This is a genomic window from Pseudomonas sp. USTB-Z, assembly GCF_019691255.1.
GTDB classification, from domain to species: Bacteria; Pseudomonadota; Gammaproteobacteria; order Pseudomonadales; family Pseudomonadaceae; genus Aquipseudomonas; species Aquipseudomonas alloputida.
This window is the reverse complement of record NZ_JAECZP010000017.1, coordinates 1-15,606: the sequence shown is the minus strand read 5'-3', so window position 1 is coordinate 15,606 and position 15,606 is coordinate 1. Positions and strand designations below refer to the sequence as shown.

Here is a 15,606-nt window from a genome sequence, read left to right as displayed (position 1 = left end):
AACGGGCCTTCCCGCGAAGAGGCCAGCACAAGCCGACTAGATAACCAACCCCTGCGGTTTGCGTCCGGCAAATACATCCACCAGGCTGGCCACCACCATCTCGCCCATGCGCGTGCGTGTCTGTACCGTGGCACTGGCGCGATGCGGTTGCAGGACTACATCTTCGCGCTCGAACAACGCCTCGGGCGCTCGCGGTTCATCGGCAAACACATCCAGCGCCGCGCCAGCGATCTCGCCGGCCTGCAACGCCGCGACCAACGCGGGTTCATCCACCAGCTTGCCGCGTGCGATATTGATCAGATACCCCTCGGCGCCCAACGCCCGCAGCACGTCGCGATTGATCAGCGCCTCGCCCTTGTCAGCCGCCGCCGCGAGTATCAGCGCATCGCTGTCCTTGGCCAACTGCAGCAGATCTGCCTCGAACCCGTAGGGCACATCCAGCGCCTGTAGATCGGTGTAGCGGATCGGGCAACCGAAGGCTGTCGCCCGCTGTGCTACCGCCCGCCCGACCCGGCCCATGCCGACGATGCCCACGCGCATGCCCGACACCTGCCGGGCCAGTGGCAGCGGTGCCAGCGGCGTGGTGCTGGTGGCCCAACGGCCGGCGCGAACGAAGCGGTCACCGGTGCAGATACCCCGGCACAAGCCGATCAGCAGGCCGATGGCAAGATCGGCGACGTCCTCGGTGAGCGCACCGAGGGTCGCCGTCACCTGGATGCCGCGATCGCGGGCATAGGCCAAGTCTACCGCGTCGGTGCCGACGCCATTGACGGCGATCACTTCGAGGTTGGGCAGGCGCGCCATCAGCGCCTGGCTGATGCCGGTGTGGCCGCCGGTAATCACGCCCCGAATGTTGCTTGCATACTGGCTGACGTAGGCATCCTTGTCGGCCTGTTCGTAGTAACGGTGTACGGTGAACAGCTGTTCCAGGCGCTCACGGATCTGCGGGATCAGGATAGGGCTCAGTTGCAGGACTTCTGGTTTCATCGGTCACTCCATCATAAACAGGGATCAGCCACGGCCAACGAACGGCATGTTGCTGGCCATCACGGTCATGTTCAGTACGTTGGCGTCGAGCGGCAGCGCTGCGATGTAGCGCACCGCATCGGCCACATGGCGCACGTCGAGCATCGGTTCGGCGGCGATCTCGCCATTGGCCTGGCGCACCCCACGGGTCATGCGCTCGGACAACTCGGTCAGGGCGTTGCCGATGTCCAACTGGCTGCACACGATGTGGTAAGGCCGACCATCCAGCGCCAGCGCCTTGGTCAGGCCCAGCACCGCATGCTTGCTGGCGGTGTAAGGTGCGGTGAACGGGCGTGGGGTGTGCGCCGAGATCGAGCCGTTATTGATGATTCGCCCGCCTTGCGGCTGCTGGCGGCGCATCAGGCCGAAGGCGGCGCGGGCGCACAGGAACACACCATCGACGTTGGTGGCCATGACGTTGCGCCAGTTCTCCAACGGCAGCTCGTCCACCGGCACGGCGGGCGCGTTGATGCCGGCATTGTTGAAGATCACATCGAGCCGGCCGTGCACTTCTTCGATGGTGGCGAACAGCTGCGCGACGCTTTGCTCGTCGCGTACATCGGTGGGCACGGCCAGTGCCTCACCGCCTGCTGCCAGCGCCTGTGCAACCACGGCTTGCAGGGGTTCGGCGCGGCGCCCGGCGAGCACCAGGCTGAAGCCATCCTCCAGCAGGGCGAGGGCGACGGCGCGGCCGATGCCGCTACCGGCACCGGTGACCAGGGCGATTTTCTTGTTCTGGGTCATGTCGGGTCTCCGTCAGGTTCAGGCTGCGTTGGCTGTTTGCCCGGCAGGGCGGGGGCCGACACGCAGGTGCAGCTCGCCAATACCGTCGATCCCGGCGTGTATCGTGTCGCCCGGGTTCAGCGGGGCCACGCCGGGCGGGCTGCCGGTCATGATCAGGTCGCCCGGGTGCAGCGGCAGCTGGCGTGACAGCCGGCTGATCACTTCGGCCAATGCCCAGGTCTGCTGGCTCAGGTGGGCACGCTGGCGCTCCTCGCCATTGACCTGCAGCCACAGCGACGTATCCAGCGGCCAGTCGCATTCGCTGGCAGGGACGATGGCGGTCATCGGTGCCGAAGCCTCGAACACCTTGGCGCCTTCCCACGGCAGGCCCTCGGCCTTGGCCTTGCGCTGGTGATCGCGACGGGTCATGTCTAGACCGGCGGCAAAGCCGAACACATGCTCCAGGGCATGCTCGCGGGCGATGTTGGCGCCGCCTTTGGCGATGGCCGCGACCAGTTCGATTTCATGGCAGAACTCGTCGGTCTGCGGCGGGAAGGGCAGTTCGCCCAGTGCCTCGACCACGTTGCTTGCCGGTTTCATGAAAAACACAGGCTCCTGCGGCGCCGCGCCGTAGGATTCCGGCCACGGGTAGTTGCGGCCTAGGCAGAACACCCGGCCGACCGGGAAGCGCGCATCGCTGCCGCGGATCGGCAGGCTGACGATGGCCGGCGGGTTGAACAGGTAGGTCATGGGTGGATCCTCCGTACTGGAGTGGACAGCGTATCCAGCGGCTGGCCGGCAAAGTTGGACGAAAGCGGGGTTGGGTTGGACTATCCAAGGCACCTGGACCGGCCCTTTCGCGGCTAAAGCCGCTCCTACAGGGATAGCGTCAAACCCAGGGGCAATACCGTCCCCCCGTAGGAGCGGCTTTAGCCGCGAAGAGGCCGGTACCGTCAATACACGCCTTGGCTCAGCCCGCAGCCTTCAGCTCGATGCGATACAGCTTCCCAAGCAGCAACGAGTAAGACAGTGTGCCCATCAACGCCACACCACCGATGAACCAGAACGCCATGGCGAACGAGCCACTGGCGTGCACGATCGCGCCGATCACGATCGGTGTGACGATGCCGCCGATGTTCGCCGCCAGGCTGGTAATGCCGCCGGTCAGGCCGATCAGCTCCTTTGGCGCCACTTCCGAGACGGCAGCCCACGACGACGAGGCGATGCCCTGGGCGAAGAACGCCAGGGTCAGCACGGCGATGCACAGCACATTGGAGTCGGTGAAGTTCACCAGCACGATCGACATCCCCAGCATCGAGCCCACCACCAGCGGCAGCTTGCGGGCAAACGACAGCGAGTAGCCCTTGCGGATCAGCAGGTCGGAGACGATGCCCGCCAGGAGGATGCCGACCGTGGCACCAATGAACGGCATGACCGCGAAGATGCCGACCTTGATCAGCGTCAGCTGGCGTTCTTCGATCAGGTAGGTGGGGAACCAGGTGAGGAAGAAGTACAGCGCCGAAGTGCTGGCGAACTTGCCCAGGCAGATCGCCCAGATCTGGCGATAGCGGAACAGCTCGGAAACCTGTCGCCAGTCGAAGCGGGTACGTTGCTGGCTGCTCTTCACCAGGCCACCACCGTGCTCGATATAGGCCAGTTCCTCCTTGCTGACCTTCTTGCAGTTCAGCGGGTCGCGGTACAGCACCAGCCACACGACGCCGAACAGGATGCCCACCAGGCCGGTGCTGTAGAACACGTGGCGCCAGTCATAGGTGGTCGCCAGCCACAGCAGCGCGCCGGTGAACAGCGCGGTGCCCAGGTACTGGCCACATACGTAGATGCTGCTGGCCATGCCGCGCTCGCGGGCGGGGAACCATACCGTAACCGCACGGCTGTTGGCCGGGAAGGCCGGGGCCTCCATGGCGCCGACCGCCAGGCGCAGGCCGAACAGCGAGGCGAAGCCACTGGCCAGGCCCTGGGCCACGGTGACCGCCGACCAGCTGATCAGCGACACGCCATAGGTCAGGCGCGAGCCGAAGCGGTCAGCAATGAAGCCAGCCGGTACCAGGGCCAACGCGTAGGTCCAGGCGAAGGCGGAGAAAATCAGGCCCATCTCGACCTTGTCCAGGCCCAGGTCTTTGGCCATGAACGGCGCGGCGATGGAAATGTTCACCCGGTCGACGTAGTTGATGATGGTCGCCACCAGCAGCAGCGACAGCATGAACCAGCGGCGGCGGGTAGGCAGGCGCTGGGCAGGGGCCGCGTCCAGCGTGTACGACGACGCGGCGCGGGGGGTAGGCGTGCTCGACATGAGTCGACCTCGTTTGTTGTTGTTGGTAGAGGTTGGGCTGCAGTCCCTTTTCTAAGGTGGTCGTACAACGCGGTGAATGCAACGGGGTATTTAGACCGTTTTTTTCATTGGAGGCGGGGCAGTGCTGTGCTGTCCAAGAAATTTCTCAGCCGGGGTTTCGCCTGAAATATTGGTTGAATAGCGCATTCTCAGAGGGCTGCGTGGGTTTGCGGTTGCGCAGGTTTTTGCATAAGGGGTTAAATTGCAGAGTTTGGACGTCGTACAACTTAAAGCGCCTGTATCCCGGAGATTGCCCATGCCCCCCAAGCGCGAGGTTCCGACCTATGTCATGCAGCAGCGCAGCGAGCTGATGGATTTCTACATCCGCGACCAGCGCGGGCGTCCCGCCGAGACCGCGCCGCATCGTCATGAGTACTTCCAGATCCAGGTCAATCTCGGCGGCGACACGGTGCAACACATCGGCAGCGTGCAACGCCCATTCAGACGCAACACCCTGGCCTTCATCCTGCCGCACCGGGTGCATGTGATCCCGCATCCGGAGGACAGCGACTTCGTGGTGATCAATTTCTCCCAGACGTTCCTGCTGCCGCACCTGGCCTGCGACCCGATGGACCTGGAGGAAGTGTCGATCCTGCAGGCGCCGGAGCTGTCGCCGTTCCGCTTTCAGGAGCATCTCGACTTCTACCTGAGTGAGCCGGACTTTGCCGAGGTACGGCAAACCCTCGAGCGCATGCGTGCGCTGGATGCCAACCGCCGTTTCGGCACCCGCGAAATCCTCAAAGGCCTGTTGCTGCAGCTGATCGGCCAGGTCTGTGGCCTGTATGCCGAGCCGCTGCGCGAACTGGCCGACAGCAACGCTGCCCAGCTCAGCCGCCGTGCTGCGCTGGGCCGCATGAGCGACTACCTGCGCCGGCATATCGACGACCCCGACCTGAATCTGCAGAAAGTCGCTGCCGCCACCTACCTGTCGCCGACCTACCTGACCCACTGGCTGCGCAAGGAAATCGGCAAGACCTTCAGCGAGCTGGTGCTGGAGCGGCGCATGCACGCCGCACGCAACTACCTGCTCAACGGCAGCCGCCCAGTGGGCGAGGTGGCGCGGCTTTGTGGCTTTGCGGACGAAGCCTACTTCTCTCGACGTTTCCGCCAGATCCACGGCCTGCCACCTGGCCAGTTCCGACGCCAGCAACGCGACCCGGATACGCCGCAGGCGGCAATGCTTTAAGCCTGCCCGCTTCTGCCGTGGCGTACTACTGGACCGGTCTCAGAGAGAGGGCGAGCAGGCAGGGGAGTCGGTAGCCCTGCTGTACGTCTTGCCCGCTCACCAGCATGCGCTGGTTGTCGGTATCGATTACTACCGAATTCTCGGCGGTATGGAAACCATCCTGCGGCGAAAACGCGCCCAACTGACCGTAGCCATAGGGGGGGTAAAGCGAGTGTCCAGTTGGCCGCTTGAGTGGTAGCACACCGCCATGTTGAAGTCATAGAAACCACCGTAACCGATCAGGCCACCCTCGGCATTCTTGATTCGGACCTGGTATTGAGCTCCACTCACAATAATCGCTGAACACCTATTGAGCGATGCTTCGCCAGGATCGGCTACTGGCAGAGGTGACAGGTGCGTCAACGATCTGGACATGCAGGGCAGCCTGGCCGGGGCGGCCGATATCCTGTCGAGCACTTAAGTCTTGATACGCGTTGATGCTGCGTTGAAAACAGCCTCGGGATGTCGGTTTACAGCCCGTAAACTCCGCTTCCTTGGCTGTTTTCGCATTGCCTGAACTTCGTCTCAAGACTTTCATGCAGTCTCTGGTGAAGTGCCAGTTAGTCTCATTTTTATTGCTTCAATGAGACGGCAATGACACAAGGGGTGGAACCCGTCTGTATTTCCCGCCCCGCTACGAGTAGGCGTTGGCTTTCTGGCATTACCGTCGCGGAATGGCTGTTACCATAGAATCCTGGTTGCGACCCGATTGCCGTAAAAACACCGTAACCATTCGGCGGCACGAATGTAGTATCAAGTTGGCCGTCCAGACGGTAACGCACCGCCATGCCGCGATCGAGAAATGAACCATAACCTACCAGTTTTCCATCGGCCTCTGTCATATAGTCCCAGCCACCCTCAATGGGGAATAATACGACACGACCCTCGTTGAATTCTTTAGCAGGTTTTCCTGTGTAGTCTAGCCGATAGATCATGGGAGTACTGGTCCCTTCGGACCACACCTGGCCGTGGACGGTGATGCGCTGACTGGCGTTATTTAGCGTGAAATCATAAATGATAATGCCAGGCTTTGACCAATAGACCCCGTTGTCAGCGAAGCGCTGGTCGAGCGCTCCGGACAATGTCAGTGCTGCGATTCCGTTTATGCTCGACGAATCGTTGAAATAGCGCGTGTAGATGATGATGCGCACCTTCTCACCAACCTCCAGCATCTTAGGCGCCCCAATGACATAACGGAGGTCCGGAATAAGATCTTGCATCTTGAGGATGCCTAGCTTACCAAAGCTCTGGCGTGGGACACCTTCATGGGTGAGCACGAAAAGGATGGGAGCGTTTTCAAGGGAACCTGAGAAGATATAGTCGTTCTTGTAAGTGGTGAATTGGTAGAGCGTGATATCTTTAAAATTGAAAAAATTATTTAGGATGATGTAGCCGTTGTTGCTGCCGAAATCAGTATCTGGCTTTCCGTTTGGCTTAAGCTTCCACAGGTGGGTGAAGCCTTGGGTTAGATCATTCATAGTGAGCAGGATGTGACCCTCCGCATCCTCGGCCATGTGCAGGTAACTATGATAATCAAAAACTGTGCTCAGGTCAGTCAGATAGACAAGACCTGTTTTGTTGAAAGACGTATCCAGCTCGCCATCTTTCAAGGTGCGCGCAATGAAAGGTTTCGTGCCGTTGTGGACGCCTCTCAAGTAAAATCGCTCGGGATAGTAGTTGCTTGCCAGGATTTGCGAAACCGCGTTTCTAGGATCCGCGGTAGGCTCGCCGATGTGAAGGTGACCTTTGTCGGCATAGGTTACGTCAATGGGCGCCTTGAGTTCCTGACGCTCGCCTTGGTAATCACGGGGGTAGTGTTGAGTCTGGGCAAAAAAAACCATATTTGGATGCATGATATGACCTGTCACTTGGGGAAGTGGTTTTTGCGATCTCATTTAATGCGATCCGGATGGTTGCGGGTACTGGCAAAAATGATAGGCGTTGGTGGTCGATGGATAACGATCCGGTCCTGGAGTTTGGGCTGCAACGGGGAGCACGGGGCGGCAGACCTGGATACGCCGCAGGTAGCGATGCGGTAAGCTTGCTACCATGAACCTCGACACCCGCATCAAATACCGCCACCTGCTGTGCTTCCTGGAGATTGCCCGGCAGGGCAGCCTGGCCAGGGCGGCCGATAGCCTGTCGATCAGCCAGCCGGCGATTTCCAAGACCCTCAAGGAGCTTGAGGACCTGCTCGAGGCGCGCTTGTTCGAGCGCAGCCGCCAGGGTGTCGAGCTGACCCCGGCCGGCACCCGCTTCATGCGTTACGCCGGGCCCAGTGTGCAGGCGCTGCGCGATGGCGTCAGCAGCCTGCGCGGTGAAGCGCGGGCGCCGTCGCAGGTGCGCATTGGCGTGCTGTCCACGGTCGAAGGCCTGCTCATGCCCGAGGTGCTGTGCCGCCTGCATCAGCGCCATGAAGCGCTGGTGATCAGCGTGGTCACCGGGGTCAGCGCGCAGTTGCTTGGCCAGCTTCACCTGGGGGAGCTGGAACTGGTGGTCGGGCGCATGACCGACAGTCCGCAAATCCAGGGGTTGTCGTTCGAGCACCTGTACAGCGAGTCGATGAGCCTGGTGGTGCGCCCGGGTCACCCGCTGCTGGCCAGCACGCCCGTGGAGCGGGGGCAGGTGGGGCGTTTCCCGCTGGTGCTGCCACCCGCTGGCACCACCATCCGCCAGCACGCCGACAGCCTGTTCGTGCAATGCGGCATCCAGATGCCGGCGCAGCGCCTGGAAACCCTGTCGCTTGCCCTGAGCCGGCGCTACCTGCTGGGCAGCGATGGCCTGTGGGTGGCGCCGCGTGATGCCGTGCTGCTCGACCTGCGCCGTGGCGAACTGGTCGAGCTTGACCTGGGGGTGCGCGAGCCGGGAGGGTCGGTGGGGATTTGCCGCAATGCCGCCTTGCCGTTGAGTTTGCCGGGCCAGTGGGTGGGAGAGGTGCTGCGGGAGGTGGCGGGGGAATATCGAGAGGGTCGGTATCCTTGAGGTTTTCGGGGGCTCCCTGACCTGTTTTAGCCCCTGTGAAAAGCGCCGATCACCCCGATGTTTCCGACCTCAGAACCTGCAGAAATAAAAAGCCACAAAAGCCCGGCAAACCCGGCACAAAGGGTCAATACTGGCCAATGGCTGTAAAGCTTCGATGAAGAAGCTTTTAATGACTGAACTTCCTTACGAAAACCCGCTCCTATGCCGGTAGCCATTGGTCATGGCCGCCTGATAAGCTCGCGGCTTTACCCTGATTGCCCTCATGGCGCATGAACAAGGAAATAGCATGAAACAGCATCGTTTGGCGGCTGCGGTTGCCCTGGTAGGCCTGGTACTGGCTGGCTGCGATCAACAAGCCAGCAGCCCCGAGCTGAAGACTCCGGCGCAGAAAGCCTCCTACGGTATCGGCCTGAACATGGGCAAGAGCCTGGCTCAGGAAGGCATGGAAGACCTTGATTCGAAAGCAGTCGCCCTCGGCATCGAAGACGCCGTTAGCAAGAAAGAACAACGCATCAAGGACGAAGAGCTGGTAGAGGCCTTCACCGCATTGCAGAAACGCGCCGAGGAGCGCCTGGCCAAGGCCAGCGAAGAAGCCGCCTCCGCCGGCAAGAAATTCCTCGAAGAAAACGCCAAGAAACCAGGCGTGGTTACCACTGCCTCGGGCCTGCAGTACGAAGTGGTCAAGAAGGCCGACGGCCCGCAGCCCAAACCGACTGACGTGGTCACTGTCCACTACGAAGGCAAGCTGATCGATGGCAAGGTCTTCGACAGCTCCGTCGAGCGTGGCAGCCCGATCGACCTGCCGGTCAGCGGTGTGATCCCAGGTTGGGTCGAAGGTTTGCAACTGATGCACGTCGGCGAGAAGTACAAGTTGTTCATCCCGGCGGAGCTGGCCTATGGCGCACAAAGCCCAAGCCCGCTGATCCCGGCCAACTCGGTACTGGTGTTCGACCTGGAACTGATCGCCATCAAGGATCCGGCCCAGTTGCAAGGTGCCGAGCCGCAGGCCGACGCCCCTGAAGAAGCACCTGCCAAGTAACATTGGCTGGTTGTCGGAAACGCCCCACATTGTTGGGGCGTTTTCGTTTGTGCCGATTGGACGAACCTGCAACAGCTGATACTGTCCGAGGAAATGCAGCGTGAAGAAGTAGGATGTTTCTGACGCAAATCGTTTGCGGCGCAGGTAGTCATGGCGTGAAACGACTGTGTAAAAAACGCCCGATCTGACCGGGCCCCTTGCCTGGCAGGCACCTGGGGTCGGAAACGTCGCCCTGTTCACAAGGTTATCCACAATAAATGTGGATAACCTTTTCCTCTCGGAGGCTCCATGAGCGCACCCTGGAATTTTGCCCGTTTCCTGCCGTTGGCCGAGCGCCTGCTCAGCCGCGGTCGTTTGCCGGCCCTGCTGTTCGCGGTGGCGCGCAAAGGCCCGCGCCTCGGCCAACTGCGTGAAGACGTGAAGCTGCTGCAGTCGCTGTGCCTGGCCTGGTGGAGGGGGGAGTACCGCGCCATCAGCCCCAAGGCACTGGTCACTGTCGTGGCAGGCCTGCTGTATTTCGTCAGCCCCATCGATGCCATCCCTGACTGGTTGCTGGGGGTGGGTTTCCTCGATGACATCGCGGTGCTGGGCTGGGTGTTGAAAACCGTGGCCGACGAGTTGGCGCGCTTCAAGGCCTGGCGCGATAGCCAGGCACCCGAGCGGCTGCGCGTGGTCGAGCGCCTGCCGGCTACCCCGGAAGCGCTGCGGCTGGAGCGCAACAAGTAATGAAACCGGCCTGAATCTCACCTCAACTGCACAGACCTCGGAGTTGGTAATATAATTGGCATAAGGGTTATGCCTACGGATTACATGCTGTAATCCTTTTTAAAGGGGTTTGTAATGGGTATTCAGGTCATCAGCCGGGACGGTCAACCCGAGTACGCCGTCGTTCCCTGGGAGCAATACCAGGCGTTGCTCAGCGCTGCAGGGCAGGCACCTGCCGAGGCGGTTTCCAGTGAGGCGCAGGGCGTTGCTGCCAGTGCGCCCCTGCCAGCCTTCAGCGAAGTCGCCCAGATTCGCCAGGCCAAGGGCATTGCCCCTGAGCAACTGGCGCGCAATGTCGGGGTGAGCCCGGCGTATCTGGCCATGATCGAATCGGGTGAACGCCAGCCAGATGCTGCCATCCGCCGCGCCCTGGCCTGGCATCTGGGGGTGGCTGGCTGGAGCGAGCCATCATGAGCCAGGTCAGGATCAGCCGTCAGCACTGGGATAACCTGCTGGGCGAGCTTGACCTGGCCCGTCGTCAACGTCATTTGCTGACATACCGAGCGCTGATCGAGCGCTTGCAGCTACCCAGCCCGGCCATGCAGACACTGACTGCCGCGCTGGAATACCTGGCGGTGCTGGATGCCCGTGCCGAGCAGCCATTGCGCAGTTCGCTGGTGATCAGCCAAGGCGCCAGCCGTTTGCCGCGAACTGGCTTCTTTGAGTGTGTCGAGCGCCTGGGGCGGTTTACCGGGCCGGTCGATGGCATGGAGGCTGCCTCGTGGCATGCTTCTGAGGTGGTTCGGGTGTTCGAGTACAGCTATCCCGAAACGGCCTGAAGCGTTACCCATTCCAGCCTGTTCGCTACAGGTGGTGACCCTGAGCGAAAGGGCAGGGCCTGCTGGCCAGTTTCCACCCGTCGTTCAACGTTGCCGCCGCTACCGTATTCGCGGGTAAACCCGCTCCTACGCAGATCGGTGGTGGCCACACATCGGGGGTTGGAATCAGGCTGTTGTAGGAGCGGGTTCACCCGCGAAAGGGCCGGGCCTGCTGGCCAATCTCCACCCGCCGTTCACCGTTGCCGCCGCTACCGTATTCGCGGGTAAACCCGCTCCTACACGCCTGATCGAGGGTGGACACCTGTCGGTGTTGTAGGAGCGGGTTCACCCGCGAAGAGGCCGGCACAGGCAGCGCATCCCTGTGAATCAACCCGCACCCTCTGCCATCGGCATCCACCACTTCCAATGCCTCCAGGTGCTGGTATCGGCCAAACAGCTCCAGCAGCTGCCCGATCGTGGCATTCAAGCGCACTGTCGGTTGTTCAGCCAGTGGCACCTGCGTCAGTGCCGGTAGCAGCCCGCTGTCGCGTACCCCTCGCTCCTGTGGCCGCCCTAGCAAATAGCCCTGCACCAGGTCCACGCCCATCTCCACCAGCACCGCCAGCTCTTCCGCCAGCTCGATGCCCTCGGCAATCACCTGTGCCTTCGATGCCCGGGCAATCTGCAAGATAGAGCCAACAAACTCGCGCTTGAGCGGGTCACGGTGGATGCCGTCGATGAAGTGCCGGTCGATCTTCACGTATTCGGGGCGCAGCTCCGACCACAGGCGCAGGCTGGAATAGCCCGCGCCCAGGTCGTCGATGGCAATCGAGAAGCCCATGTCGCGATAGTGGTGCAGGGCATTGGACAGCAGCTGGAAGTCGTCGGTGGGCGTGTGCTCGGTCAACTCGATCACCACCCGGTTGGGCGGCAGGCCAACCTGTTCGAGCAGTTTCAGGGTCAGGCCAGAGGGGTAGTGCGGCTCCAGCAGCGATTCGGGTGAGATGTTGAGAAACAGTTTGCCCTGCAGTTGCTGCTCGCTGAAGCGTCGGCAGGCGCTTTCTCGGCAAGCGGCTTCCAACTCGGTCAGGCGGCCGGCCTGGCGGGCGATGGTGAACAGGTTGAGCGGCGCATGCAGCGGGCTGTTGGACGGGCCACGGCTCAGCGCCTCATGGCCGAACACCCTATGTTCACTCAGGCACATGATTGGCTGGAACAGACTGTGAATACGGCGTTGAGCCAGGATGGCACTCAAGGCACTGAGCTGTTCGGCAACGGTCATGATGGATTCCTGAAAAATGAGGGCCGGGCATCTGCATGCCCGGCCCTCATATTTCACGACAGCGCGATGACTGTTTGATGACAGGTCGCATTATTCTGCCATCATTGCTGAGGTGCCTTACTTCTTGGCCACCTTGGTGCTGGCACTGAGGTAGTCGATCAGGATGCGACCGGTTTCCGCGAGGTAAGCGTCGTCTTCCGGCTTGGTGTTTTCATCCTCGACCGGCAGAGCGTCTTCGTCCTCTTTCTTCAGTTCCTTCAGCGGTTCTTCACCCTTGGCCTTGCGGCGGGTGTTTTCCAGCGCCAGTTGCTTGGCCTCGACGCTATCGTGGCGTGCGCGGCGTTCCTGCTCGTTGAGGCTGACGGTTTTTTCGTTCATCAGCTTCTGGGTCAGGGCCAGGCGGTCGCGGATGTAGGTGAACTCGGCATCCTTGTCGCTGCGCGCCTCATGTTGCGCCTTGAGCTGGGCCAGGAACGGCCTGAACGGATCGGCCGCAGGCTTGACCACCGGGCGGATGGTGTCCCACGGCATGGCCTCTGGCAGGGCGCTCTCGCCGATTTCCTTGGTGTCGATGATCGAGGGGTAGTCGATGTCCGGCAGCACCCCCTGATGCTGGGTACTCTGCCCGGAAACCCGGTAGAACTTGGCCAGGGTCAGCTTCAGCTCGCCATGGTTGAGCGGCTGGATGGTCTGCACGGTGCCTTTGCCGAAGGTCTGGCCACCGATGATCAGCGCGCGGTGGTAGTCCTGCATGGCACCGGCGAAGATCTCCGATGCCGAGGCCGACAGGCGGTTGACCAGCAGTGCCAGCGGGCCCTTGTAGAAGGCCCCCGGGTTTTCGTCTTCCAGCACGTCGACGCGGCCATCGCTGTTGCGCACCAGTACGGTCGGGCCTTTCTCGATGAACAGGCTGGTCAGCTCGGTGGCTTCCTGCAGCGAGCCGCCGCCGTTGTTGCGCAGGTCGATGACCACGCCGTCGACTTTCTCTTTCTGCAGTTCGGTGAGCAGCTTCTTCACGTCACGCGTGGTGCTCTTGTACTCGGGGTCGCCAGCGCGGTAGGCCTTGAAGTCCAGGTAGAAGGCCGGGATCTCGATGATGCCCAGCTTGTAGTCACGCCCGTCCTGCTTGAGCTTGAGCACCGACTTCTTCGCCGCCTGCTCTTCAAGCTTCACCGCTTCACGGGTGATCGACACAATTTTGCTGGTCTGGTCGCTAGGCGCATTGCTGGCCGGGATGATTTCCAGGCGCACCACCGAACCTTTCGGGCCGCGGATCAGCTTGACCACTTCGTCCAGGCGCCAGCCCACCACGTCGACCATTTCCTTGTTGCCCTGGGCCACGCCGATGATCTTGTCAGCCGGGGCCACCTGCTTGGTCTTGGCTGCCGGGCCTGCTGGTACCAGGCGCACGATCTTGACCTGGTCGTTGTCGCTTTGCAGCACTGCACCAATGCCTTCGAGCGACAGGCTCATGTTGATGTCGAAGTTTTCGGCGTTGTCCGGCGACAGGTAGTTGGTGTGTGGGTCGTAGGACTGGGCGAAGGTGTTGATGTAGGCCTGGAAGATGTCCTCGGCACGGGTCTGGTCCAGGCGCGCGAGCTGGTTCTTGTAGCGCTTGATCAGGGTTTCCTGGATCTGCTTGGGTTCCTTGCCGGCGATCTTCTGGCGCAGCACTTCGTCTTTCACGCGTTTGCGCCACAAGTCGTCGAGCTCGGCCTGGTTCTTCATCCACGGCGCATCCTTGCGGTCGATCAGCAAGGTTTCCTTGGTGGTGAAGTCAATCTTGTCCACGCCCTTGTTCAGCTCGGCCAGGGCGAAGTCCAGGCGTTGCTTGACGCGGTCGAGGTAGCGTTTGTAGATGGTGAAGCCCGGGTCCAGGTTGCCGCTCTTGAGGAAATCGTCGAATTGCGTTTTCCATTTATCGAATTCGGCAATGTCGGCAGCGGTAAAGTAGCTGCGCGCCGGGTCCAGCAGCTTGATGTAGCTGTCGTAGATAATGGCCGAACGGGCATCGTCCAGGGGTGGCTTGCTGTAGTGGTGGCGCTTGAGCAATTCCACCACGTTGAGGCTGGCGACGATCTCGTCGCGGTCTGGCTGCAGGCTGTCCCACTTGTTGGCGGCCGCCGCATTGCCGCCGAGCGTGAGGCTGCCCAGGCCGATCATCACAGCCAGTGCGGTGCTTGGAAGGAAATGCTTCATGCTGATTCGACGTGGAGGCAATTGATCACGCATAGTAGGCCGTCTTTTCCGTTGCCGGTTCCATGGAGCCGGGCAAATACTGCAAAAGGCCTGAGGTAAGCGACCTCAGGCCCAGTCATGATTCAACTATGGAGGCACTGTGAAGGCATTGCAAGGCGTTGACGGACATGTGGAGTGGGTCGAGGCCGAACGCCCGACCTGTGACGCGGGCCAAGTGCGCATTCGCGTGGCCGCTGCGGGGCTGAACCGCGCCGACCTGCTGCAGATGAAAGGGTTGTACCCGCCACCACCAGGTGCCAGCCCATACATGGGGCTGGAGTGTTCCGGGGTGGTTGAAGAAGTGGGGGCTGGTGCCGCCTGGCGCGTGGGTGACCGCGTTTGCGCCCTGCTGGCCAGTGGCGCCATGGCCGAGGAAGTGGTGGTCGACGCCCGTCATGTACTGCCGGTGCCCGAGGGCCTTGGCCTGCATGAAGCAGCAGCGTTGCCGGAGGTGTATGCCACCGCCTGGCTGAACATCTTCCAGCTCGGTGCAGTGAAGGCTGGCGAGAAGGTGCTGGTGCACGCCGGCGCCAGTGGCGTTGGCTCGGCCGCCATCCAGCTGTGCAAGGCGTTCGGCAGCCCGGTATGGGTCAGCGTCGGTTCGCAGGACCGCCTGGCCTACTGCCAGGCGCTGGGCGCTGCGGGTGGTGTGGTACGTAACGAGAACCTGGACGCGCTGGAAGGTTTCGGCCCGTTCGATGTGATTCTCGACCCGGTCGGCGCTGGCTACGGTGAGCTGAACCTCAAGCTGTTGGCCCGTGACGGGCGCTGGGTGATCATCGGCCTGATGGGCGGACGCAAGTTCGAGCTGGACCTGGCCCAGGTGCTGGGCAAGCGCCTGGAAATTACCGGTTCCACCCTGCGCAACCGTGATGACGGCTTCAAGGCCGAGTTGCTGCGCGAACTGCAGCAGCAAGTATGGCCGCTGTTCGCCGAGGGGCGGTTGTCGCCGCAGCTGGTCGATACCTACCCGGTGGAGTTTGCCCAGGCGGCGTATGCCGAGCTGGAGACCAACCAGGTGTCGGGCAAGCTGGTGATGGTGATCGACCCCAGCCTGGTGTAAGCAGGCCTGGCCCCTTCGCGGGTAAACCCGCTCCTACATCGGGATGAGCTGCGCCCCAGATGTTGGACATCTGTCCATCATCTGGGGGTTTTCATGAGCAAGTACTCAACACAATTCAAGCAGTCAGCCATCCAGGCTTTCCTCAAGCGTGGCCG

Annotated in this window: 14 protein-coding genes; 7 read left to right on the top strand and 7 right to left on the bottom strand. The window is 61.7% G+C overall.

Annotated features, from left to right (window positions below):
* Positions 1 to 36 precede the first annotated feature (36 nt).
* From I8746_RS18960 to I8746_RS18945, 4 genes are all read right to left on the bottom strand, one after another.
* Positions 37 to 987: a 2-hydroxyacid dehydrogenase gene (locus I8746_RS18960; protein ID WP_012053427.1), complete on the bottom strand. Its 951-nt coding sequence runs from the start codon at positions 985 to 987 to the stop codon at positions 37 to 39.
* 24 nt (positions 988 to 1,011) lie between these two features.
* Positions 1,012 to 1,770, bottom strand: a complete 759-nt coding sequence (locus tag I8746_RS18955) for an SDR family oxidoreductase (protein WP_012053426.1) — start codon at positions 1,768 to 1,770, stop codon at positions 1,012 to 1,014.
* Positions 1,771 to 1,788: 18 nt separating this feature from the next.
* On the bottom strand, positions 1,789 to 2,499 hold the full coding sequence (locus tag I8746_RS18950) for a fumarylacetoacetate hydrolase family protein (RefSeq protein WP_012053425.1): 711 nt from the start codon (positions 2,497 to 2,499) through the stop codon (positions 1,789 to 1,791).
* A 220-nt stretch (positions 2,500 to 2,719) separates the two neighbouring features.
* A complete protein-coding gene (locus I8746_RS18945; RefSeq protein WP_088513587.1) occupies positions 2,720 to 4,060 on the bottom strand; it encodes an MFS transporter in 1,341 nt (446 codons plus the stop codon).
* A 295-nt stretch (positions 4,061 to 4,355) separates the two neighbouring features.
* Between I8746_RS18945 and I8746_RS18940 the strand changes: the two genes are divergently transcribed.
* Positions 4,356 to 5,285, top strand: coding sequence for an AraC family transcriptional regulator (locus tag I8746_RS18940; RefSeq protein WP_012053423.1), 930 nt, complete (start codon positions 4,356 to 4,358; stop codon positions 5,283 to 5,285).
* A gap of 611 nt (positions 5,286 to 5,896) precedes the next feature.
* Here the strand turns inward: I8746_RS18940 and I8746_RS18935 are convergent.
* Positions 5,897 to 7,219, bottom strand: a complete 1,323-nt coding sequence (locus I8746_RS18935) for a hypothetical protein (RefSeq protein WP_231138395.1) — start codon at positions 7,217 to 7,219, stop codon at positions 5,897 to 5,899.
* A 154-nt stretch (positions 7,220 to 7,373) separates the two neighbouring features.
* On the opposite strand from I8746_RS18935, the gene pcaQ reads away from it, so the two are divergent.
* The 5 genes from pcaQ (at position 7,374) to I8746_RS18910 (ending at position 10,889) form a co-directional block, all read left to right on the top strand.
* Positions 7,374 to 8,306, top strand: a complete 933-nt coding sequence (pcaQ, locus tag I8746_RS18930) for a pca operon transcription factor PcaQ (RefSeq protein ID WP_221100938.1) — start codon at positions 7,374 to 7,376, stop codon at positions 8,304 to 8,306.
* Positions 8,307 to 8,592: 286 nt separating this feature from the next.
* Positions 8,593 to 9,345, top strand: a complete 753-nt coding sequence (locus I8746_RS18925) for an FKBP-type peptidyl-prolyl cis-trans isomerase (RefSeq protein ID WP_012053420.1) — start codon at positions 8,593 to 8,595, stop codon at positions 9,343 to 9,345.
* A gap of 288 nt (positions 9,346 to 9,633) precedes the next feature.
* On the top strand, positions 9,634 to 10,071 hold the full coding sequence (locus I8746_RS18920) for a YkvA family protein (protein WP_010952766.1): 438 nt from the start codon (positions 9,634 to 9,636) through the stop codon (positions 10,069 to 10,071).
* Positions 10,072 to 10,185: 114 nt separating this feature from the next.
* On the top strand, positions 10,186 to 10,524 hold the full coding sequence (locus I8746_RS18915) for a helix-turn-helix transcriptional regulator (protein ID WP_004577645.1): 339 nt from the start codon (positions 10,186 to 10,188) through the stop codon (positions 10,522 to 10,524).
* Entirely contained in the window at positions 10,521 to 10,889 is a 369-nt protein-coding gene (locus I8746_RS18910; RefSeq protein ID WP_003252539.1) for a hypothetical protein, read from the top strand. The genes I8746_RS18915 and I8746_RS18910 overlap by 4 nt, the downstream gene beginning before the upstream one ends.
* A gap of 187 nt (positions 10,890 to 11,076) precedes the next feature.
* Here the strand turns inward: I8746_RS18910 and I8746_RS18905 are convergent, their stop codons facing one another.
* Both I8746_RS18905 and I8746_RS18900 read right to left on the bottom strand, forming a co-directional pair.
* Positions 11,077 to 12,150, bottom strand: coding sequence for an EAL domain-containing protein (locus I8746_RS18905; protein ID WP_221100937.1), 1,074 nt, complete (start codon positions 12,148 to 12,150; stop codon positions 11,077 to 11,079).
* Positions 12,151 to 12,267: 117 nt separating this feature from the next.
* Positions 12,268 to 14,349 carry a carboxy terminal-processing peptidase gene (locus tag I8746_RS18900; protein WP_014754213.1) on the bottom strand — a complete coding sequence of 694 codons (2,082 nt, stop codon included), beginning with the start codon at positions 14,347 to 14,349 and terminating at the stop codon, positions 12,268 to 12,270.
* A 139-nt stretch (positions 14,350 to 14,488) separates the two neighbouring features.
* Here I8746_RS18900 and I8746_RS18895 point away from each other — a divergent pair, with 139 nt between their 5' ends.
* Positions 14,489 to 15,451, top strand: coding sequence for an NAD(P)H-quinone oxidoreductase (locus I8746_RS18895; protein ID WP_003252545.1), 963 nt, complete (start codon positions 14,489 to 14,491; stop codon positions 15,449 to 15,451).
* The last annotated feature ends 155 nt before the right edge of the window (positions 15,452 to 15,606 follow it).

What these genes read in the sequence shown, in the direction of transcription:
- I8746_RS18960 (WP_012053427.1), bottom strand. Translation starts at nt 987, where the DNA reads ATGAAACCAGAAGTCCTGCAACTGAGCCCTATCCTGATCCCGCAGATC.
- I8746_RS18925 (WP_012053420.1), top strand. Translation starts at nt 8,593, where the DNA reads ATGAAACAGCATCGTTTGGCGGCTGCGGTTGCCCTGGTAGGCCTGGTA.
- I8746_RS18935 (WP_231138395.1), bottom strand. Translation starts at nt 7,219, where the DNA reads ATGAGATCGCAAAAACCACTTCCCCAAGTGACAGGTCATATCATGCAT.
- pcaQ (WP_221100938.1), top strand. Translation starts at nt 7,374, where the DNA reads ATGAACCTCGACACCCGCATCAAATACCGCCACCTGCTGTGCTTCCTG.
- I8746_RS18945 (WP_088513587.1), bottom strand. Translation starts at nt 4,060, where the DNA reads ATGTCGAGCACGCCTACCCCCCGCGCCGCGTCGTCGTACACGCTGGAC.
- I8746_RS18905 (WP_221100937.1), bottom strand. Translation starts at nt 12,150, where the DNA reads ATGACCGTTGCCGAACAGCTCAGTGCCTTGAGTGCCATCCTGGCTCAA.
- I8746_RS18900 (WP_014754213.1), bottom strand. Translation starts at nt 14,349, where the DNA reads ATGAAGCATTTCCTTCCAAGCACCGCACTGGCTGTGATGATCGGCCTG.
- I8746_RS18910 (WP_003252539.1), top strand. Translation starts at nt 10,521, where the DNA reads ATGAGCCAGGTCAGGATCAGCCGTCAGCACTGGGATAACCTGCTGGGC.
- I8746_RS18940 (WP_012053423.1), top strand. Translation starts at nt 4,356, where the DNA reads ATGCCCCCCAAGCGCGAGGTTCCGACCTATGTCATGCAGCAGCGCAGC.
- I8746_RS18915 (WP_004577645.1), top strand. Translation starts at nt 10,186, where the DNA reads ATGGGTATTCAGGTCATCAGCCGGGACGGTCAACCCGAGTACGCCGTC.
- I8746_RS18950 (WP_012053425.1), bottom strand. Translation starts at nt 2,499, where the DNA reads ATGACCTACCTGTTCAACCCGCCGGCCATCGTCAGCCTGCCGATCCGC.
- I8746_RS18920 (WP_010952766.1), top strand. Translation starts at nt 9,634, where the DNA reads ATGAGCGCACCCTGGAATTTTGCCCGTTTCCTGCCGTTGGCCGAGCGC.
- I8746_RS18955 (WP_012053426.1), bottom strand. Translation starts at nt 1,770, where the DNA reads ATGACCCAGAACAAGAAAATCGCCCTGGTCACCGGTGCCGGTAGCGGC.